17 protein-coding genes and 1 pseudogene are annotated in these 21,778 nt (G+C 53.1%); 5 read left to right on the forward strand and 13 right to left on the reverse strand.

From position 1 onward, the window contains the following. Window positions 1–181: 181 nt before the first annotated feature. From PN477_RS09490 to PN477_RS09510, 5 genes are all read right to left on the reverse strand, one after another. Window positions 182–1,831, reverse strand: a complete 1,650-nt coding sequence (locus tag PN477_RS09490) for a dipeptide ABC transporter ATP-binding protein (protein ID WP_272147209.1) — start codon at window positions 1,829–1,831, stop codon at window positions 182–184. Window positions 1,832–1,895: 64 nt separating this feature from the next. Continuing rightward, the gene (locus PN477_RS09495; protein ID WP_272117348.1) at window positions 1,896–2,501 is read right to left on the reverse strand and encodes a zf-TFIIB domain-containing protein; all 606 of its coding nucleotides are present in this window, start codon (window positions 2,499–2,501) and stop codon (window positions 1,896–1,898) included. Between the two features lie 130 nt (window positions 2,502–2,631). After that, on the reverse strand, window positions 2,632–6,492 hold the full coding sequence (locus tag PN477_RS09500) for a GAF domain-containing protein (protein WP_272117350.1): 3,861 nt from the start codon (window positions 6,490–6,492) through the stop codon (window positions 2,632–2,634). Between the two features lie 989 nt (window positions 6,493–7,481). Continuing rightward, the gene (locus tag PN477_RS09505; protein ID WP_272117352.1) at window positions 7,482–7,847 is read right to left on the reverse strand and encodes a response regulator transcription factor; all 366 of its coding nucleotides are present in this window, start codon (window positions 7,845–7,847) and stop codon (window positions 7,482–7,484) included. Between the two features lie 207 nt (window positions 7,848–8,054). Beyond that, a complete protein-coding gene (locus PN477_RS09510) occupies window positions 8,055–9,662 on the reverse strand; it encodes a CocE/NonD family hydrolase (RefSeq protein ID WP_272117354.1) in 1,608 nt (535 codons plus the stop codon). A 127-nt stretch (window positions 9,663–9,789) separates the two neighbouring features. Here PN477_RS09510 and PN477_RS09515 point away from each other — a divergent pair, with 127 nt between their 5' ends. Next, entirely contained in the window at window positions 9,790–10,161 is a 372-nt protein-coding gene (locus PN477_RS09515) for a hypothetical protein (protein ID WP_272147211.1), read from the forward strand. A 99-nt stretch (window positions 10,162–10,260) separates the two neighbouring features. After that, on the forward strand, window positions 10,261–10,731 hold the full coding sequence (gene smpB / locus PN477_RS09520) for an SsrA-binding protein SmpB (protein WP_272117358.1): 471 nt from the start codon (window positions 10,261–10,263) through the stop codon (window positions 10,729–10,731). Window positions 10,732–10,948: 217 nt separating this feature from the next. On the opposite strand, the gene PN477_RS09525 is transcribed toward smpB, so the two are convergent. The 4 genes from PN477_RS09525 to PN477_RS09540 all read right to left on the reverse strand — a co-directional run bounded on the left by PN477_RS09525 (window position 10,949) and on the right by PN477_RS09540 (window position 13,553). Then, the gene (locus tag PN477_RS09525) at window positions 10,949–11,290 is read right to left on the reverse strand and encodes a HepT-like ribonuclease domain-containing protein (protein WP_272117360.1); all 342 of its coding nucleotides are present in this window, start codon (window positions 11,288–11,290) and stop codon (window positions 10,949–10,951) included. After that, window positions 11,259–11,597: a nucleotidyltransferase family protein gene (locus PN477_RS09530; protein WP_272117362.1), complete on the reverse strand. Its 339-nt coding sequence runs from the start codon at window positions 11,595–11,597 to the stop codon at window positions 11,259–11,261. Before PN477_RS09530 ends, PN477_RS09525 begins: the two co-directional genes overlap by 32 nt. A 115-nt stretch (window positions 11,598–11,712) precedes the next feature. Further along, on the reverse strand, window positions 11,713–13,179 hold the full coding sequence (gatA, locus tag PN477_RS09535) for an Asp-tRNA(Asn)/Glu-tRNA(Gln) amidotransferase subunit GatA (RefSeq protein ID WP_272117363.1): 1,467 nt from the start codon (window positions 13,177–13,179) through the stop codon (window positions 11,713–11,715). An 89-nt stretch (window positions 13,180–13,268) separates the two neighbouring features. Then, window positions 13,269–13,553: a hypothetical protein gene (locus tag PN477_RS09540; RefSeq protein WP_272147213.1), complete on the reverse strand. Its 285-nt coding sequence runs from the start codon at window positions 13,551–13,553 to the stop codon at window positions 13,269–13,271. Between the two features lie 130 nt (window positions 13,554–13,683). Between PN477_RS09540 and PN477_RS09545 the strand changes: the two genes are divergently transcribed. Next, window positions 13,684–14,721 carry an aldo/keto reductase gene (locus PN477_RS09545; protein WP_272117367.1) on the forward strand — a complete coding sequence of 346 codons (1,038 nt, stop codon included), beginning with the start codon at window positions 13,684–13,686 and terminating at the stop codon, window positions 14,719–14,721. Window positions 14,722–14,890: 169 nt separating this feature from the next. Here PN477_RS09545 and chlP read toward each other — a convergent pair whose 3' ends face one another. From chlP to PN477_RS09565, 4 genes are all read right to left on the reverse strand, one after another. Then, the gene (gene chlP, locus PN477_RS09550) at window positions 14,891–16,117 is read right to left on the reverse strand and encodes a geranylgeranyl reductase (RefSeq protein ID WP_272117369.1); all 1,227 of its coding nucleotides are present in this window, start codon (window positions 16,115–16,117) and stop codon (window positions 14,891–14,893) included. 140 nt (window positions 16,118–16,257) lie between these two features. Then, window positions 16,258–16,410 carry a hypothetical protein gene (locus PN477_RS09555; protein WP_272147215.1) on the reverse strand — a complete coding sequence of 51 codons (153 nt, stop codon included), beginning with the start codon at window positions 16,408–16,410 and terminating at the stop codon, window positions 16,258–16,260. A 57-nt stretch (window positions 16,411–16,467) separates the two neighbouring features. After that, the gene (locus PN477_RS09560; RefSeq protein ID WP_272120176.1) at window positions 16,468–17,541 is read right to left on the reverse strand and encodes a DNA (cytosine-5-)-methyltransferase; all 1,074 of its coding nucleotides are present in this window, start codon (window positions 17,539–17,541) and stop codon (window positions 16,468–16,470) included. After that, window positions 17,538–18,671, reverse strand: a complete 1,134-nt coding sequence (locus PN477_RS09565) for a hypothetical protein (protein WP_272120178.1) — start codon at window positions 18,669–18,671, stop codon at window positions 17,538–17,540. The genes PN477_RS09560 and PN477_RS09565 overlap by 4 nt, the downstream gene beginning before the upstream one ends. Window positions 18,672–19,275: 604 nt before the next feature. On the opposite strand from PN477_RS09565, the gene PN477_RS09570 reads away from it, so the two are divergent. Then, window positions 19,276–21,543 carry a GumC family protein gene (locus PN477_RS09570; protein ID WP_272120180.1) on the forward strand — a complete coding sequence of 756 codons (2,268 nt, stop codon included), beginning with the start codon at window positions 19,276–19,278 and terminating at the stop codon, window positions 21,541–21,543. A gap of 4 nt (window positions 21,544–21,547) precedes the next feature. After that, window positions 21,548–21,778 (forward strand): annotated as a pseudogene (locus tag PN477_RS09575) (hypothetical protein); the annotation flags it as partial.

Here is a 21,778-nt window from a genome sequence, read left to right on the forward strand (position 1 = left end):
GAAAATTAAGGACTCGCTGTCGCTCGATTTGTTTGTTGGTGCAAATTCATCTCGCCACTAAAAGGCACGTCCGCCGTTACCTTCGGTAACTCTACTCGGACTCGCTTTATCGTGGGAGTCTTCTTTGCACATTTAAGATAAACCATGCCAAGACCATCCCAGATCACAACGATGCCGCCTTCTAGAGGGAACTGAGGAGGGGAGCCGCGCCGAGGAGGGTGCGGGTGTAGGGGTGTTGGGGTTGGGTGAAGATTTGCTCTGTGGGGCCGAGTTCGACGATCTGCCCGGCTTGCATGACGGCGATCCGATCGCATAAAAATCGCGCCACCCAAAGATCATGGGTAATGAAAAGATAGGTGAGGTTAAATTCATCCTTGAGCGATCGCATCAAGTCCAAGACCTGGGTTTGCACCGTCGCATCGAGCATACTCACCGGCTCATCACAGATCACAAGCTGCGGTTGGGTGATTAAGGCGCGGGCGATCGCCACCCGTTGCTGCTGACCGCCGGAAAGCTCCCGTGGAAAACGTTGGTAATAGTCCGCTGTCGGCGTGAGTCCCACCCGTTCTAACATCGCATTCACGCGGGGTTGCGCCGTTTTCGGCGTGGCTAACTTGTGAATCAAAAGCGGATCGGCGATGCTTTGGCCGATGGTCATTAACGGGTTCAAACAGGCGAGGGGATCTTGAAAAATCATCTGCATCTGTCGCCGCAGGGGTCGCAGTTCCTCGGCGCTCAGGCGGGTTAGTTCTTGGCCGTTCAGTTGCACAGAGCCGGCGGTGGCGCGAACCAACTGCAAAATCGTGCGCGAGAGGGTACTTTTGCCGCAGCCCGATTCCCCCACCAGGCCGAACACTTCCCCCGCCGTGAGGCTAAAACTGACATCATCCACGGCTTTAATCACCGGGGGCGGGGTGCGGGAGATCCATTGCTGGATGAAGCTGGCTTCGAGGCTGTAATGCTGTTGGAGGTGGGTGACGGTGAGGAGGGGGGTGTCGGGGGTGGCGGGGATGGGGTCGGGGTCTTGAATGGCTTGGATGTGGAGGGCGGATTCGAGGAGGGCTTGGGTGTAGGGGTGTTGGGGGGCGGTGAGGATGGCGCGGGCGATGCCAGTTTCAACCATTTTGCCGTGATACATGACGGCGATGCGATCGCAATATTCCCCCACCATGGCGAGATCGTGGGAAATCAAGAGCAGGGCGAGGTTGCGCTCTTGGCAGAGGCGGGTGAGTTCCTGGAGAATTTCCGAGGCAACGGTGACATCGAGGCTGGTGGTGGGTTCGTCGGCGATGATTAATTTGGGTTCAAGCAGGAGGGCGAGGGCGATCGCCACCCGTTGCCGCATCCCGCCGCTGAATTCATGGGGATATTGCGACCAGCGATCCGCCGGAATGCGCACAGCGGCGAGGGTTTCGAGGGCGCGATCTTTAGCTTGGGCTTTCGTGAGGTGGGGGCGATGGGCTTGGAGGGTTTCAAGGCAATGATCGCCAATGGTCATCAGGGGATCAAGGCGCGTCATCGGGTCTTGGAAGACGAGGGCGATCGCTTCACCGCGAAACCGCCGCAACTCGTCCCCGCTGAGGTCAAACAGCGATCGCCCCTCAACACGAATCGCCCCCTCCACCTGAGCCGTCCCCGGCAACAACCGCATCAACGCCCGCCCTAGGGTACTTTTCCCACAGCCCGATTCCCCCACAAACCCCAGACGCTCCCCCGCCTTGAGGGTAAACGACAGATCATCGATCGCCCAGACCGTCTCACCGTAGGGGCTGGGATAGGCCACCCGGAGGTGATCCACACTGAGCAATTCTGTTAGGGAGTCCTGGGTCATCGCAGCCTGGGGGAATCGGGATTCTGCGGCTGACTCGATCGATCAGCATCGCAGGGATGATGGCTTAAATATCGTAGGCTTTTTTGACACTCATGTTCCGAATGTCCTGATTTTGGGCCGCTTTGCGAATCAGATAGGCCAGGGCAAAATCCCCATGCTCATGGTGATTGAGGGTGTCAGCTAGATCAAAAATATGCTGGGCCAGATCATCGCCGAGCTTCTCGATCATGCCTTGCCGTTCGTTGGCGGCGGCTGCTTGTTCACGAATTTTCATTTGCCATTCTCGTTCAAAAAACTGTTCTAACGATCCGCTCACCCCCAATTGTGTGAGCACATCCCATTCACCGCGATCGCACCAATAGCCCTCACATTCATTACACCGCTCTAAATAAAACGGCGTGCGGCAAGCAATCTTAGTACGCGACAAATACCGGCTACAACTGGGGCAAAGACCGGCCCGTGCATCCACCTCAGGCACGTTGAACTCTGAGACAATGGGTTGAGCGAGGGTTTCGGGCGTTGCATTTTGGAGCGGGTGGCGCTGTTGCCAGGCCTGGTACGCCGTCGCTGCAACCCATTGGCCCTGACATTCGCTACACCGCTGCACCATGATTCCTCCGGTGAGCGGGGCATCAAGCAGGGCAGTTTTCTTGCACTTGGGACAATCCACAACATTCGTTGAATCCGGTTTACGTTCCCAATTTTAAAGGGTGATGGCCGGTCTGTTAACGGGGAGCCTCGGCCAATCCCCCCCCATTCACCCCTCCTGCATCCCTCATCCCCCGCTCGCGTCCACAGTGCTACTCCCCTGAGTGTGTTTCCAATTTCGAGGCTGGGGAGTCCGGGGGATGGGGGGCGGTAAGGTTTAAGATGCGGTCAAAATCGTAGGTTTCGACGATGGTGAGGAGGGCATGTTTGAGCAGCACGGCATGGTCGGGTAGTTCATTGAGGAGGAGGCGGATGGCCGGTTCACTGCATTGCTCGGCGGCCGCGTGGAGTTGCGATCGCCACTCTGCCGGCATCAGATCCAGCATTGCAGGATTCAACCCCTCTAGAGAGGGTCGGGCCTGATCCTCATTCGGGCTGATGTAGTCGTAGGTGAGGCCGAGGGTTTCGCCAATCACCTGAAGCAACTGCTGGCTGTTGAAGGGTTTACTAAAAAAAGCGGTGCAGCCCGCATCTAAGGCCCGTTGGCGATCGCTGTCAAACGCAAACGCCGTCAAGGCAAAAATGGGCAGACTGGGGTCAGCTTGGCGAATCTGGCGCGTCACCGCCAAGCCATCCAGCCCCGGAATTTGAATATCAATCATGATTAACTGGGGTTGCCACTCTTGCCAGAGCGCGATCGCCCTCTCGCCATGGGTCGCCGCCTTCACCCGAAACCCAATCGACTCCAACAGATAAGTCAACAAAAAACGATTATCCGCCTCATCCTCCACAATCAAAATCCGAGGCGGAACCATCCCCGACGCTAGACCCACAATCTGCTGCAACTGCATCATCGGCTCATGGCTTAACGAACAGGAGGAAGCAGACGCATAGTCCCACAACGGCAACTGAAAGAAAAACACTGACCCCTGCCCCTCAACACTCTCCACCTCAATCTCACCCCCCATCAACTGCACAAACTTCTGACTAATCGGCAACCCCAACCCAGTACCATCCGTGGTTTGCACCGCTTGAGGCTCTTGGGTAAAGGCTTCAAAAATCCGGTCTAGGGCCGATGCCGGAAGACCACAGCCCGTATCCTGCACCTCAAACCGCAGTTCACACTGTTGAGTCATGGACGGCCGCACCAGGGTGACGGCGAGTTTCACCCTGCCATTCACCGTAAACTTAATCGCATTCCCCACCAGATTGATCAACACCTGACGCAGTTTGCGTTGATCTTCATAGATATATTGCGGCACATCCGGCGCAATCTCGATCTGAAACTGCGTGTCTTGGGTCTCGGCCTTGAGGTGCAACATCGCATAGAGCATATTGACCAGGTGATAGAGATCAAATTCGTGGCGCTCTAGGGCAAGCTGCCCCGCTTCGATTTTGGACAGTTCCAGCACGTCATTAATCAACATCAGCAGATGTTCACCACTTTGGTTGATGATCTGGAGATAGTGTTTTTGGGTGGGGCTGAGGCTGAGATCACTATCTAGGAGTTGGGCAAACCCTAAAACCGCATTGAGGGGCGTGCGAAGTTCATGGCTCATGTTGGCGAGAAATTGGCTTTTGGCCAGGCTGGCGGCATCGGCGGCTTCTTTGGCTTTTTGGAGTTCATGGGCTTGGTGTCGGGCGTGGTCGAGGAGGTAGGCCTGTTGGAGCGCGATGCTGAGTTGATGACTGAGATGGAGCAGGATCGTGATTTCGGCAGATTGCCAATGGCGGGGGCCGCTGTTTTGATAGACACCCACTAATCCCCACAGTTCTGTGCCGACAAAAATGGGCATGATCACATAGGCTTTGGCTTGAAAGGTGGCGAGGAAGTCGAGATAACAGGGGCTGAAGTTGGCTTGACTGACATCATTAACACACCGATAGTCTGAGGTGCTTTGATAGTTTTTGCCTTGGTTGGTTTTTAGATGGGTGTCGTTGATGGTGAAAAGTGGGTTGGTCTGGACGAGGGATTGTAAGGCGCAGCAGGAGTCCTGGATCAGGTGGCTTTCTAGGTAACGCTGGGGGTGTGTTAGGGAGATCATGGGCTGCCAGGGTTCAACCACGGCTTCGGCGACGATGGTTCCACTCCAATCGTTGTTAAAGCGATAGATGACGACCCGATCGCACTGGAGGCGGTTCCGTAATTCTTGGCTCGTGGCATTGAAAATCGTGTTTAAATCCAGACTTTGGCGAATGCGATTGATCGATTCATTAATTAAGCGATCGCTCTCAGCCGTGGCCTGAATCGCCAGTTCAGCCTCTTTTTGGGCGGTAATATCCACTAAAATGCCATCCCACACCACTGTGTCATCTGCCTGGCGTTTGGGCCGGGAACGCCCCTGCATCCAGTGCAATGCTGTGCCTTTAAACCACCGCCACACATGATGCCAAGGCGCAAGGGTACGAGCCGACTCATGGATCGACAACCACAACGGTTCGAGATCCTCCGGATGCACCCATTGAAAAATTTCATCCTGAAGCTGGGTCATCAGATCCAGGGCTGAGATACCGAGCAACTCCTGACAACTCGGACTCACGTAGGGAAAGGTCACAACCCCAGCGGGGGACAGGGCCATTTGATACATCATGCCTGGCACATTGGCCGCCAAGGTTTCATACTGCGCATGGCTTTGTTCGAGATCCTGTCGAGCTTGATGCCGGTATTGATGGGCGGCCAAGAGTTCACCGAGGAGCACGAGCCAGTTTTGCTCTTCTTCGCTCCAATATTGAGGGATGGTGCAGGCTTCAATGCAGAGATAGCCCCTCGTTTGGTGGTCATGGTTGAGGGGGATCACCAGCAGCGACTGGATATCGGCTTGGTGCATCAGGGCGCGATCGCCCGCCGCTTCCGGGGGCATCGCCTCCACCCAAGGCACATAAAACGCCTGGTGCGGATTGGCCTGCAAGGCCGCCAGGGTATAGGTGAACGGCGACATATCGAGGCGATCGGCCATGGGACAATGCCACTCCGGTTGTGCCCAACAGCGCAGAATACGCCAATCGGCGGGATTTTCAGAATCCAGCCAAAAGAGATAGGCGCGATCGGCCCGAATCTGTTCGGCCACCTGCGCCAAAATATCCCCTAAACTCTCTTGCAGCGGCGCATTCATCAATTGGCGGGAAATATTCGCCATCATCGCCGCTAAGGTGGCTTGATGGGCGAGGCGATCGGTCACTAATTGGCGTTCGAGTTCTAGGGCGATGTGCGATGCCCCCCTGCGGAGGCCGGCGATCTGAGCATCCGTGAGAATCAAGGGCCGCCCATCCATCAGCACCAAAGTCCCGATCACCTCCTGGGCCGAGTTGTGCAAGGGTAAGCCCAGATACCCATTCACTTGGGCTGCGACGAGATGCATCGCTTGGGGGAAATGGGTTTGCACATCCGCCGGTATATAGCAGATCTCGCCTCGGATGACCTGCTGACAGGGTGAGTCATCAATGACATAGACCTGACCTTCGTTCCAGGTTGCGCCATCCCAAAAGATTCGCGATCGCACCCGACTCGGTTGTGTCCCCCACACCTCACAGATCGACACATACCGCACATTGAACCCATGGGCTAAATCCTGGGTACAGTCCTGAAAAAAAGGCTTGCCCGTCTTGTGACTCCATTGCTTCAGCAGCCGATCCATCATCCACACAATGCCAGTTTGGATCTGATTCGGGATGATGCCCAGACGAGCATTGACCCGCACCACTAACTCCGCCGGGTCACAGGGCAAGGTGAGATAGTCCACCACCCCCCGCTGAAATGCCGCCACTTTTAAATCAGTGCGATCGCACCCGCTCACCATCACCACCGGCACACCCCAGCCCCACACCGCCTCATCCGGCAACCCCTCCCCCACCCACACCACCAACGCCCAATCCGCCGACACAGACGGCAACTCCGGCAACGGAGCAACCACAACGCGATAGCCCGCTTGCTCTAGTGCCAACATCTCAGCATGATGATCCTGGGCAGCGGGATCAATCCACAGAATTGGAGCACACCAAGACGACGATTGCATGACAATATTACTCGTTGGAATAGATGAGGGGTTCGTCAATCATGGCACACAACTTTACGGGTTTAAAGCTATAGCGATCCTAAATCAATCGGAGATCTGATCTCCTCATCAACAAGGGGCTTAAGCCCCTTGCCTATTCATGAATCAAATAGGATTGCGATAGAATTCATGAACTAGACAGACAGCATCATCATCAATCAAGACTGGAACGATAATCTATTCAAGGCAATCCAACATTTAGAAATACCCCCATTCCATACGAGCAATCACAGGTCTACACAACAGTTTCTGATCTCTATCACGCTCCATATAGCGATCCTAAATCAATCGAAGATCTTATCTCCTCATCCACAAGGGGCTTAAGCCCCTTGCCTGTTCATGAATCAAATAGGACTGCTATAGTACAGAACCCTTAACGCACCTAAACCCTTGGCTCAAATTTTATGGGGTTGAAAGAGGAACGGATATCTAGACTCAATCCATGGGGTGCATCCCACTTTTGCAGATTCCCATGGCTCGCCAGGGAGCACCCTCATCCCCAGCCCTTCTCCCGCAGGAGAAAGGAGCCAAAAGCCCTCTCCTGAGGGAGAAGGTTGGGTGAGGGATTGCATAACTGGGATGCACTCAATCCATGATTCACTGGAATATGTAATTCTCTGGTTTTCCATAACGCTTTTAACTCAATACCCTTTCAGATATCACCCCACAAAATGGCCAATGATGACAGTTGTGAATACGTTAAAAACAAAGTGACAATTGGCTACTTGATAATAGCTTGAACCCATGTCCGGACTACATTATTTATGACGCTATGTGAATTTTCAGCGTGATTCTTAAATCGCTATCGTTACAGTTTCCAGATTCAGGCTGCATGGGTTGCAACAGCGGGCCGTCCAAACATATCCCGTGCCTCGCAACGTCGGTCTGATAATCTCTACCCATGACCAGAGTAGTTTGCAAAATCAGGATCACATTCTGAATCAAACGTATTAGGCCAAGCCCAGACGAGTGAGGGTTTTTTGCAAGGTTTGTAGCTCCACGGGTTTAGCTAGATATTCATCAGCCCCTAACATTGTCCCCCATGTTTTATCAACCTCAGTCCCCTTGGTTGAGCAGATCACCACAGGAATTTTTTTGGTATCAGGACTGCCTTTGAGTTCTCGACAAAACTCAAAACCACTTTGCCCAGGTAAAATGACATCTAAAAAGATAATGCTGGGCGACTCACTGACTAACCGATCTTTCGCTTCTTCTACGCTCGATGTGCTAATCACATTAAACCCGGCCGCCATGAGCGAGCGGGCCATGTATTCACGATCTGTTAGGCTATCTTCGACAATTAATGCGCTTTTCATAGGTAACTTTTCAAATACGGGAATACTCAGACTGTGATGTACAGGTTATTTTAGCTTGAATAATTGTCCAAATTGACGAACTGAGACGACATAGGCTCAAAATTCATCACTGAGCAGATCGGGCATGCTCACTTCCCGCAGCGAGGATTGGGTCGGGGGCAGTCGAGATCTGAGGTGTGGGGGGATAGCTTTTGGGGCGATCGAGATTTAGGATGCGGGGGCTGGGGCTAGGGGTAAAAAGAGTTGAGAGCGATGGTTCTGGCCGGAGTGGAGGGTGATGGTGATGATTTGGGCGGTGGCGAGGGAGGGATGGGCGGTGGGGTTGGCATGGCCGGTGTTGATGGGGTAGGCGGGGAAGTTGGCGAGGCTGATGCTGAGGCGGAGGCGATGGCCGGGGGGCAGTTGGGCGCAGGTGGCTTGGAGGGGGATGCGGATCGGGGTGCTGGTGGTGTTGTGGAGGTGGATATAGCCTTGGGCAAGGTTGTAGACGGAGCCGTCGGGCTGGACTTCGGAGAGGATGGCGCAGAGGTCGTAACTGGGGGTGCTGGCGGTGCAGTGGAGTTCGACGATCGCTTCTCCGGCAATCACTAACGGCTCGGTGAGGGGGGCGGTGGTGTAGGTGAGGGTGTCGGTGCGGTCGTCAAGGTGCGATCGCTCCCGTGATCCGGCGGGTTGGCTGGCGTGGCCGCCCCAACTGGGAGCCGGTCGCCAAGGGTCATGGATCAGGATGTCCGCTTGGTCGGGGAGGGTTTCGGCGCTGTGGGGGGTGAGGTGGCCGGCATCGTCGCGGGTGCTGGCGAGGCCGTTGCTGGTGAGGGCGAGGAATTGATAGTGGGCGGGGGGGAGGTCGGTGAAGGATTGCCAGGTGTTGCGGCCCATCATGAAGAGGCACAGGGGGTCGTTGGTGAGGAGGCCGGTGTCTTTGCCTTTGAGGAAGTGGTCAAACCAGCGAATTTGCAGTGCATCGACGGGGTTGTTGGCGGCGGGGCCATAGTTGCGATCGCCGACCCGCCGCCCCCAGGGGAGATGACCCCACGGGCCGATCAGGAGATATTGGGGGGCTTGGCATTGCGATCGCATCTGCCGATAGAGGCGCAAATTGCCCCGCAGGTAGGGATCAAACCAGCCGCCAATGTGGAGCATCGGCAAATCCACTTCGCCCAGTTGGGGTTGAAAAGCGTGCCAATAGTCATCGTTATGGGGATGGTTGAGCCATTCAAAATAGAACGGCGCATATTTTTGGAGGCTTTCGTAAAAATGGGTCGGGGCGTGGGTGATGGGCAACTGCCGCGCCGCTTGATAGAGGGTTTCAAAGGCGGATTGATCCCCCTGGCGGCGGGCGGTTTCGGCGGCGAGTTGCACGGCCCAGCCTAAATTGCCTTGCAGACAAAAGGCCCCATTTTCATAGACCCAATCTTGATAGAGGTCATAGCCCACCATGGCAGGGGCGATCGCTTTCAAGGCCTCCGGTTGCGTTTGGGCCGCGTAAAGCTGCGTCATCCCCTGATAGGAAAAGCCATACATCCCCACCGCGCCACTGCTGCCGGGCAACGTCGCCGCCCAATTTACCGCATCGTAACCGTCATTCACCTCATGGCGAAACAGGTCAAAATCCCCGTCCGACGTGCCGCGACCGCGCACATCTTGGATCACCACGATATAGCCCTGGCTCGCGTACCATTGGGGCGGCGCATAGACCACGGTGGAGGCGATCGCTCGTCCGTAGGGTTGGCGCATCAACAACACCGGATAGGTTCCCTCATCCGCCGGACAATAGACATCCGCATCCAAGCGCACCCCATCCCGCGTGTGCATTGACCGAGTTTCGCAGCAAATGTTTAGGCTCAATGGTCTTGACTCCCCAAGTTTGACGAACTGTCTTTTGACAGGCGATCGCAATATCTCCACAATCGTACCGTTAAACATTCCCACACCCCACCCCATGCACACCGATCACGATAAACCGAAACTGATCTCCATCGGCATCGCCCCCATCGGCATCGTCTCCATCGGCATTGTCCCCATGGGCATCATCTCGATCGGAGCCGTTCCCATGGGTCTCCTCTCCCTCGGAGCCGTTGCCATGGGGGTCTTCTCCGCCGGCAGCGTCTCCATGGGCGTTGTCAGTGCCGGCATCCAATCCATGGGCGTTGTCAGTGCCGGCCCCATGGGCATGGGCAACATCCGCGCCCCCTTCCCCTTCATCTTCCCCGTTAACCGCGCCCATGATCCCATTCACGGCCATTCTGAACCCTCTGAAAACTCCATGGATGAGATGGACTCCATGGAGCATGAGGGCCACGGTGGAGAATAGGGGCTTTTTTGGGGAGGTGCGATCGCATCCCCCCCGGCCATCCGCCTATAATAAAGGGCTAACCCCTAACCGGGTCAGCGTCGCACCAATGAACACGGCATGGCAAAATCCCAATCCGAAGGCATCAAAATCATTACCGACAACCGCAAAGCCCGGTTTCTCTACGAAATCCTCGAAACCTACGAAGCCGGCATCGCCCTCGTCGGCACGGAAGTGAAATCCATCCGCGCCGGTCGCGTCAACATCCGCGACGGCTACGGCCTGATGCGCAACGGTGAAGCCTGGCTCCTCAACGTCCACATCTCCCCCTACGATGCCAGCGCCGCCTACTTCAACCACGATCCCCGCCGCACCCGAAAACTCCTCCTCAAAAAACAAGAAATCAACAAACTGGTCGGCAAACTCGAACAGCAAGGCCTCACCCTCGTTCCCCTCAAACTCTATTTCAAACGCGGCAAAGTGAAAGTCGCCCTCGGCCTCGGTCGCGGTAAAAAACTCCACGACAAACGCGAAACCGTCAAAAAACGCCAAGACGATCGCGACATCCGTCGCACCCTCAAACAATTTTGAGGTTTTTTGCGATCGCATTGCCAAGATGAACAGAGTTAGGATCATCTAAAATCCAAATCCACTCGCAAAATACAACATTTCACCCCAAGAACCCACCGAATCATCTATAGCGATCCTAAATCAATCGGAGATCTTATCTCCTCATCAACAAGGGGCTTAAGCCCCTTGCCTGTTCATGAATCAAATAGGATTGTTATAGGCGTAATTCGTTTTATGCTCAAATTTCGGTCTGGAGGATGATTTGGATACAGTTTTGGAGAGGAACAAGTTCCTGCTGAATCACATTCCAAATAATACGCGGGTTGATCGTGAAATAGGCATGGGCAATAATATCCCGTATTCCCGCAATCTGCTGCCATGGAATCTGCGGATACTGCTCGCGAAGTGTATCCGGAATCTGTTTAGTGGCTTCACCAATGATGAGGAGATTATGGGTGACTGCATCCAACGTTTTTTCATCCGCCACTAACTCTTCATAGCTCAAATGACTAGCATAGATTTGAATTTTGGCAATGCTACTTAAAATATCATTGAGGTAGAGACTGAGTTGACGGGACATAAATCGCTTCGTTGAGAATTTTGTCTTTAATCACGGGTTTGAGGTCATCTCGTATCACTAAATCAACACTTTTTTGAAATAGCTTTTCCAGAAAAAATTTAAAACTCATGTATAAATTCAGCGTTAAATCTGCCTGAAATTCCACCAGAAAATCTAAATCACTGGTGGATGTAGCCTCATTGCGAGCGACTGAACCAAATAGCGCTAAGCTCTTGACGTGGAATTGTTCAAATAGATCAGTTTGGTTGCCTAAAATTTGGAGGACTGTGTTTGCATCAAAGGTTTGGGTCGTTTTGGATAGAGACATAGCGATCGCACCAAAATTCGTCTTCCTTAGTGTAGCGTTACCGCCTGAAGGGGCTGATCGAAAATAGCCCGACTGTTGATCAGTCGGGCCGTTTTGCGTGATGGATCACACGATGTTAAGAAGTCAGCAGGTTGGGAGCTTGGAGATGCCATTCGGTGGACTGCTCATAGGCGTGGGCCACTTGGAAGAGGATGTCTTCGCGGAGGACTTTACCGATGAGCTGCATGCCGATGGGGAGACCGTTTTCATCAAAGCCGCAGGGGATGCTAAGGGCGGGCAAGCCGGCGAGGTTGACGGGGATGGTCATCAAGTCCGAGAGATACATGGTGAGGGGATCATCGGTTTTGTCCCCGGCTTTGAAGGCGGTGCTGGGGGAGGTTGGGGAAACGAGAATGTCTACTTTTTCAAACGCGGCATCAAAGTCTTGCTTGATCAGGGTGCGGACTTTTTGGGCCTTGAGATAATAAGCGTCGTAGTAGCCAGCGGAGAGGGCGTAGGTTCCGAGCATGATCCGGCGCTTGACTTCGGTGCCGAAGCCTTGGGCGCGGGTGTTTTTGTACATGTCGAGGAGGTTGTCGGCAGCTTCGGCGCGGATGCCGTATTTGACGGCATCGTAGCGGGCGAGGTTGGCGGAGGCTTCGGAGGGGGCGATGATGTAGTAGGCGGGGAGGCCGTAGTCAAAGCGGGGGCAGGAAATGACTTGAATTTCTGCGCCGAGTTCTTGGAGGACTTCGATCGCTTTCTTGACGGCTTCTTCAACGACGGTTTCGAGGCCACTGCCGAAGGTTTCTTTAATGATACCGATGCGGAGGCGGGATTTGGGGCGGAAGTTGGGACGGAGGAGGTTGGCGTAGTTGGGGATTTCGACCTTGAGGCTGGTGGAGTCGTTGGGGTCGTGGCCGGCGATCGCTTCCAGCAAAATCGCCGCATCCTCTACCGATCGCGCAAACGGCCCAATTTGATCCAACGAGGAGGCATAGGCTACCAAGCCAAAGCGCGACACCAGGCCATAGGTGGGCTTCATTCCCACCACGCCACAGAGGGAAGCCGGTTGACGGATCGAGCCGCCTGTATCGGAACCGAGGGCGATCGGGCATTGACGACCGGCGACGGCTGCCGCTGATCCGCCGGATGATCCGCCCGGAACGCGCTCGAGATCCCACGGGTTACAGGTGCGACCGTAGCCGGAGTTTTCCGTGGAGCTACCCATGGCGAACTCATCAAGGTTCGTTTTGCCCACCATAACGGCCCCAGCTTCTTTTAACTTGCGGGTGACGGTGGAGTCGTAGGGGGGGACAAAGTTTTCGAGGATGCGCGAACCGCAGGTGGTGGGAATGCCGGTGGTGCAAAGGTTGTCTTTGATGGCGATGGGAACCCCGGCCAGCAGCCCAATCTGTTCACCCGCCGCAATTTTGGCATCCACTTGCTCGGCTTGGGCGATCGCAGCTTCGGCGGTGATGTGAAGGAAGCTGTGTAGTTTTGGCTCTAGGGCTTCGATCCGGGCCAGGGCTTCGGTGGTAATTTCAACGGCGGATCGTTCTTTGCGGACAAGTTGTTTGTGTAGCTCGCGAATAGATGGCATGCGGGTCTCTGCGGGTGAGAATCTAGACCAGTTCTCAGTGTACTAGGTTCTGGAGCGGGATGATCAGGCGATCGCACCGCAAACGGGAATTATCCGGGGGAATCGGACTCGGCTTGCTCAAACAAGGATTTAAGGTAGGCTTCAGCTTCTTCCGGGGTAAATAGCAGTGCTTCGCCGTTGCAGAGGATTTCGTATTTGCCGCTATGGTAGCCATGGCCTGCGATCAACCCCGCTTGAATCGCGGCATTGCCCAACTCGGTTAGATCATTCACACTTTGAAAGGCGGCGGAATAGTCAATTAAATCCTGCTCGTATTCCAATTCGGGGGGAATGTCCGGGTTTTGATCGCTGGGTGGCTGGGGGTCTTGGGTCATGGTGATCTGGGCGGGGTTGAACGTCAAAGGCTTCTGCTCTATCATACCCGCTGGATTGCAGAGGTTTGGGGTCAGGTTGAGGAAGCCGGGGAGAGTAAGGAAGAATGGAAGAAATGAGGAACAATGCAACATGGATTATCGCAATCTCGGTACGAGTGATCTCACAGTTTCGGCCCTGTGTTTGGGGACGATGACCTTTGGGCAACAAAACACGATCGCCCAAGCCCATGCCCAACTTGATGCCGCGATCGCCCAGGGGATCAACTTCATTGACACGGCGGAAATGTACCCCGTGCCGGCCCGCGCTGAAACCTACGGCAGCACGGAAACCTACCTGGGGGAATGGCTCAAACAGCAACAGCGCGATCGCATCATCCTCGCCACCAAAGCCGCCGGCCCCACCGATCGGATGCCCTGGATTCGGGGGAGCGATCGCAGCCTCAACCGCGCCAACCTCGAAGCCGCCCTTGATGCCAGCCTCAAACGCCTCCAAACCGACTACATCGACCTCTATCAACTTCATTGGCCCGATCGCTACGTCCCCCTTTTTGGCGCACCGGACTACGACCCCAGCCAAGAGCGTCCCAGCGTTCCCATTGCGGAGCAATTAGACGTGTTGGGGGAATTTGTCGCAGCGGGCAAGGTGCGCTACATCGGACTGAGTAATGAAACACCCTGGGGAGTCAATGAATTTTGTCGTTTGGCGGCTGCGTTGAACCTACCGAAAATCGTCTCGCTCCAAAACGCCTACAACCTCACCAACCGCGTTTTTGAAATTCACCTCACAGAAACCTGCCGCTTTCAGGGTGTGGGATTGCTCGCCTATAGCCCCCTCGCCTTCGGGTTTTTAAGCGGCAAACACCGCGACGGCAGCCCCGCCGAGAGCCGGATCGCCCAATTTGAAGGGTTTAGCCGCCGCTACAACAAGCCGAATTTCGCCGAAGCGGTGCAAGCCTATGCCGAGATTGCCGCTGAGTATGGCCTGAGCTTGACGCAAATGGCATTAGCGTTTGTGCGATCGCGCCCTTGGGTCACCAGCACGATCATCGGAGCCACCACCTTAGATCAACTCCAGGAAAACATCGCCAGCGCCGATCTCACCCTCAGTCCCGAAATTCTCGACGCAATCCAAGCCGTTCATCAACGCTACCCCAACCCCACCCCGTAACCCAAACCATTCTGAACCAATCCTGTGGGATAGCCTGTCTCATCCCATGCAACCAGACAAGGCGGCTTTAGCCCCTTGTCCCTAGAAAGGCGGAGCCCTTCATCGTGAAGGACTCCGCCGCATATCTATCGTAATGATGATGTGATTCGCAGCGATCGCACCTCAGCCCCTAGGGAGCTAAGGCATTGCCCCGCAGTAAACTCCCAATCGTTTTCGCCGTGATCTTCATCTGCGTCAAGGGATTGGCCGGAACCACAGTTTTGTAGAGATAGCTATCAAAGGTGAGCCGTTGCACATCCTCATCCGCACACATTTCCACAAAGGCTTCGCGGGTCGCATCGGTGCGATAAAACACCCGTTGCAGCAAGTCCAACACGAGGTAAGTCATGCCGTACTGCTTATCCCATTTCTTGATGTAGCCCTTGAGATCCGCTTCCGTAGGGATGCGTTGACCGTTGTTGCTCGCTTCGACGATGGTTTCTGCACACATCCGCGCCGATTTCGCCGCGAAATAGATGCCTTCACCGGAGGATTTGGTCACAGTTCCGGCAGCATCACCGACGAGGGCCACACGACCCACCACACGCCGGGGGCGGGGATGTTCGGGAATCGGGTGGGCTTCGACTTTGATGATTTCGCCGCCTTCTAAGCGTTTGGCTGCACGGGTGCGAATCCCGGCTTGGAGTTGTTTAATTTTGGCCTTGTTGATTTTCATCGTGCCGGTGCCGACGGCGACGTGATCGTATTTGGGGAAGACCCAAGCGTAGAAATCCGGGGATACATCGTCTCCCACATACATTTCTGCGAGTTCGTTATAGTAAGCCATTTTGTCTTCGGGGAGACGGATGCGCTCTTGGAAGGCGATCGCATAGTTATAGTCCCCAGCATCAATGGCTTTAGCGATCCGGGAGTTGGCCCCATCGGCCCCAATCACGAGATCCACTTTCAGAGTTTTCATTTCCCCAACGCCGCCGTCACCGTTGGCATGGTCGGCGTAGTGGAGGGTGTAGGGTTCGCGATCGCTACTGGGAATATCCAGTTGATACACCGTCCCGTTAATCAAGTTTGCGCCCAAGGAGGCAGCGCGATCGCGCATAAACCCATCGAGCACTTCACGGCGGCACATCCCAATATATTCATCATCCTTGAGAGTATGCCCAATATTGACCTCAATATTAGACGGCGAGATCATCTTCATTTTCCGCACGCGCCGATCGATGATTTCGGGGGGAAGCTCAAATTCACTCACCATGCACAGGGGAATTGCGCCACCACAGGGTTTCGCATTATCCAGCTTGCGCTCGAATAAATAGGTTTCAATGCCTGCTTTTGCTAACGTTTCAGCGGCCGAAGATCCTGCCGGGCCTGATCCGACAACAGCAACCCTAAGTACCAAGGTCTTTCTCCTATAGCTTAATCACTATCATCTACAGGTTTGCATGGTATCACAGGGGTTTTGACCTGGGGGGCGACTAGCAGCGATGGGCGAAAAGTTGCAAAACACCGTAACAACTTTTGTGATATTTCGTAATATTTTCAGGCGCGATCGCTGCTATGGACAGTCAGCGATCGCGCCGACTCACCCATTACAGTCGTGACACTCTCCCCAAAGATGAGGCCAGCAACCCAACTAAACGGAGCCGGATGACTCCCACCCAGCCCGCGCCCCACTTCCCCCAGCGTTAACAACCAAGCTCACCTGCGGCAATTCCGCTACGCTCCATTGCCGTCCGGTGGAGCGCCTTATTATGCGCTCTGGTCTCTATACTCTGGTGGAGGTAGAATAGCTAATGCTTCGCCAGCTCCACGATATACGGGGAGACCTAATAAATTTTCGGTTTCATAGTGTGTTGGCTGAGGATATTGGAAGTAATGAAGATTTTTTGCTGCAACGAAGAAAAGCCTTCGTCTTTTTTGTGGAACGCCATAATCTGCAGCCATCAATTCTCTATAGGTGACTTCATATCCTATTTCAGAAAATGACTTATAAATTTCTTCAATCATGTTTGCGCTTTTAACTTGAGCCAAGCCATAGACATTCTCCATGACAACAATTTCAGGCTGCAATTCTCGAACATGTCTTATGTAATCTCTATACAAAACACCTAGTGGATCATTAGTGGCTTTTTGTTTTCCTGCAACACTAAAAGGCTGGCAAGGCGGCCCTCCGATAATAACGTCAGGGGAGTCACCAATTATCGCTTTAACATCAAGCGGATTTAATTGCGTAATATCGGCGCGATTAAAATTCCATTCTGGCCTGTTCGTTTTAATAGTGGACTCTGCCCACTCCTCTATATCAGTGGTAAAACATGTTTTGAATTGCACTAAATTGTCAGATGCTTGCTCAAATCCCAAATCAAGGCCGCCTGCGCCTGAAAAATATGAAGCAATTTTTATTTTTCCGCTTTTGTTCAGGCGTTCAAAATATTTAGCCACTTCGCTTGCTAGTGCTTTTGCAAGACCAATAGGAACAGCATTCCCAATTTGCTTTTGAACCTGCCCAAGCGTGCCTTTAAATTCATAATCTATGGGAAAGTCTTGCAAAATTGCTGCTTCGCGTGGCGTTATGTACCTATCTTCTGTTGGATGCACAAACTTATTGAAAATGTATGCAGTTACTGTTAACGACGGCTTATCTTTTTCTAACCTTAAAAGTCGCATGTTTGGCCCCCCCGTTTTTTTATCTCCCGTCCGAATATAGCTTTCATGTTGCAAATGATTAGGCAAATCGCCCATTTTTCCTCCTGGGGGAAGGTGCGTAATTCTTTCTAATACTATGCCTGTATATTCTCTCGTTTCATGGTTAGGAACTTTCATAACTCTTCACCTCGTAAAACAGGTGATTCAAGTGTTATTAGAAAATCGAAAGCTCTTCTGAGCTTATCGTTCCTTAATACTCTTTTGCCGTTCATATTCTCTAAATCACTTTCTAGTCCCCATAACATCGATAGAAATGGAGAAACATACTCTTTTCCATGCCTATATGCAGGAAGATTAGAAATAATAGCTGTTTTAATATGTGGCATGTTCTTTACATACGTGCCAATCTTTAACGATTGATATATTCCTTTTTTGATGTCGTCTGTCCTATCCATTCCAGCACTTGTTTTTCCATCGCTTATTGATTCTTTGTGAGGCCATTCATCGCGCTCTTTTGCAATAATAGGAGGATGTCCACTGGCATTAGCAAGGTAATACATTTTGTTTTGGCGATCTTTTGTAGAATAGGCATCTCTAGCCAACAACCAATCATTTATACAACCATCAATAAATTTTGAATTTTTTTCATTCATAATAAAATTCACCAATGGTCGAAATGGCCACATTGGATTGCCAACCTTTCCAAGTTCTATTGTTCCGCCATTATGCAAATACATGGCTGAGTCACAGGCTCGCAGTTGCGAGCTTGTGATCACAGCATTTTCATGGTTGCCTGTAAGGCATGACTTGGGAATCTTGAATAAAAATGGATATGTTAATAACGGAGCTGATTTTACTTCAGCTAGTATAATCATGCCATTTTTATGCTTTAGCACGGCATCGACAAACTCAATCCCGCCAACAGCTAAAACTTCGACTAGCTGTGGATATAATTTTTCGATGAACCTTAAAATCAGCTCGCTACTTAATTTTCCAAGTGCTCCTGATTGTGGCTTGACTGCTTTTTGATATGACCAAATTGATTTGTTTATGTAGCATGGAGAGCAGAGATTTATGAACCCCAGATGAGCATTATATTTTTTTGTAATTCCTTCACATTTTTCAATCGATTTCTCAATGCCAGATGTTGCGTCTACGTAGGCGGCAGACATAACAAGATCAAAACAAAATGCTTTGATATGTGAATCCTTATTCTGAAGCCATAATAGAAGCTTATCTACCTCTAGTCGCCATGGATAATCAATGAGGGGTTCGCGACCTTTTAGTTTTTCTATATCAAACGACATGAATACCTCAGTTTATTTAGAAGGCGCATAACGGTGGAGTTGAGCCGCGAACTTAGCCAGCGCCGTCGGGCTAACGGCTTTCGTCGGCTCCAACGCAATGTTGTGGTGGCTGCGTCTTTGGAGGGTAGCATATCATGTCAAACTTTGTGCTACGCAGGCAGTACAACTATGAATTATACGGATTTTTTCCATCTAATCACCCCCGTGCGGGCTTTATTAAGATTGCATCTGCATAACAGCCATCTAGAGGGTGTTATGCAGAAATTTTCCGTACAATACCCCGATCAGCGTTTTATCCGGATTTGTTTTCCTCATGACCGCTACCCCACTTCCCTAGACGCTGCTGGGCGTGGTTCGAGCGGTGATTCGCCTCAAATACCCCTTCTATCGGACTGAGCAAAGGTGTATCGATTGGATCGAGCGGTATTGACCCATTGAAACAGCGCGATCGCACCCCTGCCCCACACCCTTGGGCGGATGCGTTTGGCCTGGGGCCGTGCATCTTCTGGACATTCTCCTCTGTAACTCCATCAACCCTGCGACTATGATGGGAAGAAATGCCACCGTCTTGATCCCCGGATCGGGGTAGATCTACACATCGTCTATGGTGCCTAATCTGAATCCGCAGCCGCCTCTGCCGCCTCGTAATGGTTCCCTTGTCCCGAAACCGGGGGCGGGAAATGCGATCGCGCCTCCCACCTTTGGAAATGCAGACGAAGACAGTCTCAACCTTCGCCTGGCCCTTTCAATGTTGCGCCGACGGTGGTGGATTTTGTTGCTCGTGGGGAGTGCGGTGAGTTCGATCATGGGTATGCGCGTGCTCCAAGAACCGCCCCTCTACCGCAGTCAATTCCGCCTTTTAGTCGAACCCATCGCCAGCGATCAACAATTTGACCAATTTAGTCAACGCCTCATCGGTCAGTTGGGCACGGACTTTGACTATGAAACCCAAATTGAAGTCCTGCGCAGTCCCACCGTCCTTCAGCCCATTTTGAATGAGATCCAAACCCAATACCCTGAGCTTGATTACAGTGGCTTGATGTCTAGCTTGTCCGTGGCACAGTTGGGGGTGACTAAGATTATCGAAATCGGCTACCAAGATTCTGATCCCAACAAGATCAAGTTTGTCTTGGAGGCGTTGGCCGAAGGCATGATCGACTATTCCCAGCAAGAGCAGCAAACCGGGCGACAAAAGGGCCTTGAATTTGTTGAAGGGCAACTGCCTGTTTTGGAAAAACGGGTGAACGATTTGCAAGCTCAACTGGAAACCTTTCGGCAAACCAACAATATTATTGACCCCAATACCCAAGGGCAGCGCGTCGCTGAACGTCTGAGCACCATTACCGACGAGCAGCGCAATACCCGTACCACCCTCAATGAAACCCGCTCGCTCACGGCCCGGCTCGAAGATCAGATTGATCTGGGCCTGGATCAGGCCATGGTGGTGGCGGCGTTGAGTGAAGCGCCTCGCTATCAAAACCTCCTCAATCAACTGCAAGCCTTAGAAACGGAATTGGCTTTAGAATCGGCTCGCTTTACGGAGAATAATCCGACGATTGTGTCGCTGCGGGCGAGGCGGGAACAGTTGTTGCCGTTGATTCGGGCGGAGGCGGAAACGGTGCTGGGGTCGGAGGCGGTGAGTGAGGATATTAAGTCGTTGGCGGCCTCTCCGAATCCGATTCGGCTGCAATTGACCCAAGATTTTATCAATGCGACCAATGAGCAGCAGATGTTGGCGGTGCGATCGGCGGCGTTGGCGTTGGCGGAAAATCAGGCCCGGCAGGATGTGGATCGCTTTGCGACGTTGAATCGACAATACACTGACCTGAAGCGACAGTTGGATGTGGCGACGGAGAGTTTAAATCGTTTTTTGTCGGTGCAGGAGGATTTGCAAATTGAGGCGGCCCAGCGGACGATTTCTTGGGAGATTCTCAATGCGCCGGAGTTGCCGCTCTATCCGATCGCGCCGAATGTGATGCGGGGGATGATGTTGGCGTTGATGGCGGGGCTGCTGTCGGGGGCGGGGGCGATGTTGGTGGCGGAAAAATTGGATGTGCGCTTCCATTCGCCGGATGATATTCAGGACATGGTGAAGTTGCCGCTGTTGGGGGTGGTTCCGTATCGGAAGGAGTTCCGGGATAAGAAGGGGATTGAGAAGACGTTGCCGATGCCGGCGGGGAACCGTCGCTATCAAACGACTCCGTTTTTAGAAGCGTTTCGATCGCTGAATGCGAATTTGTCGTTTTTTACGCCGGATAAGCCGTTGCAGGTGATTGTGGTGAGTTCTTCCGTGCCGTTGGAAGGGAAGTCTACGACGGCGATTCATTTGGCGCAGACGGCGGCGGCGATGGGGCAAAAGGTGCTGATTGTGGATGCGGATTTGCGTCGTCCCCAAGTCCATGCGATGACGGATTTGCCGAATGTGTGGGGGTTATCCCATGTGATTTCGATGGATTTGGAGGTGGATGATGTGATTCAGCGATCGCCCAATGATGATAATCTCTCGATCCTCACCTCTGGGCAAATTCCCCCTGATCCGACGCGGTTGCTGTCGTCACAAAAAATGCGGGGGTTGGTGGAACTGTTTCGCGATCGCTACGATCTGATCATCTTTGACACTCCCCCGATGCTCGGTCTGGCTGATGCCAAGTTTTTAGCAGCCCACAGTGACGTGATGTTGCTCGTCGTTCGCCTCGGCTGGACGGATCGGACGTTCCTCAAACAAGTGCTAGAAAGCTTGAAAGTCTCCCATGCCTCTAACCTCGGCATTGTGGCGAATGGGGCGAAAGACTTTACCTCAGGGTCTTACTACTACTACAACCGCTATTTCTCGAACGAAGATGGTTTACTCCCTCTCGATCAAAAACAATAAACCGATGCAACGACCTGCCTACGCTTTCACCCGCTTCACCCTCGTTTGTCTCGCTGCCACGTTGGGATCGAGTCTCCCTCAGCCCGTGGGGGCGGTGTCCCCTGGCGTGCGCTTGCCGGAATTGACCCAGGAGAGCGATCGCCCCCTACCCCCTCAGCACGCCCAAGTCCCCAATTTTGAACCGGCTGCCGATACCGTTCCGCCGCCCGACCCCAGTTTCAACGAACCCCCACCC

The organism is Spirulina subsalsa CS-330, from assembly GCF_028330765.1.
GTDB lineage: Bacteria > Cyanobacteriota > Cyanobacteriia > Cyanobacteriales > Spirulinaceae > Spirulina > Spirulina subsalsa_A.

Bases quoted from the DNA above. Each gene is read 5' to 3' on its own strand.
- PN477_RS09510 (WP_272117354.1), bottom strand. From the start codon at position 9,662: ATGCACACGCGGGATGGGGTGCGCTTGGATGCGGATGTCTATTGTCCG.
- PN477_RS09565 (WP_272120178.1), bottom strand. From the start codon at position 18,671: ATGTCGTTTGATATAGAAAAACTAAAAGGTCGCGAACCCCTCATTGAT.
- gatA (WP_272117363.1), bottom strand. From the start codon at position 13,179: ATGCCATCTATTCGCGAGCTACACAAACAACTTGTCCGCAAAGAACGA.
- PN477_RS09540 (WP_272147213.1), bottom strand. From the start codon at position 13,553: ATGACCCAAGACCCCCAGCCACCCAGCGATCAAAACCCGGACATTCCC.
- PN477_RS09525 (WP_272117360.1), bottom strand. From the start codon at position 11,290: ATGTCCCGTCAACTCAGTCTCTACCTCAATGATATTTTAAGTAGCATT.
- smpB (WP_272117358.1), top strand. From the start codon at position 10,261: ATGGCAAAATCCCAATCCGAAGGCATCAAAATCATTACCGACAACCGC.
- PN477_RS09500 (WP_272117350.1), bottom strand. From the start codon at position 6,492: ATGCAATCGTCGTCTTGGTGTGCTCCAATTCTGTGGATTGATCCCGCT.
- PN477_RS09490 (WP_272147209.1), bottom strand. From the start codon at position 1,831: ATGACCCAGGACTCCCTAACAGAATTGCTCAGTGTGGATCACCTCCGG.
- PN477_RS09570 (WP_272120180.1), top strand. From the start codon at position 19,276: ATGGTGCCTAATCTGAATCCGCAGCCGCCTCTGCCGCCTCGTAATGGT.
- PN477_RS09545 (WP_272117367.1), top strand. From the start codon at position 13,684: ATGGATTATCGCAATCTCGGTACGAGTGATCTCACAGTTTCGGCCCTG.
- PN477_RS09515 (WP_272147211.1), top strand. From the start codon at position 9,790: ATGCACACCGATCACGATAAACCGAAACTGATCTCCATCGGCATCGCC.
- PN477_RS09560 (WP_272120176.1), bottom strand. From the start codon at position 17,541: ATGAAAGTTCCTAACCATGAAACGAGAGAATATACAGGCATAGTATTA.
- PN477_RS09530 (WP_272117362.1), bottom strand. From the start codon at position 11,597: ATGTCTCTATCCAAAACGACCCAAACCTTTGATGCAAACACAGTCCTC.
- PN477_RS09505 (WP_272117352.1), bottom strand. From the start codon at position 7,847: ATGAAAAGCGCATTAATTGTCGAAGATAGCCTAACAGATCGTGAATAC.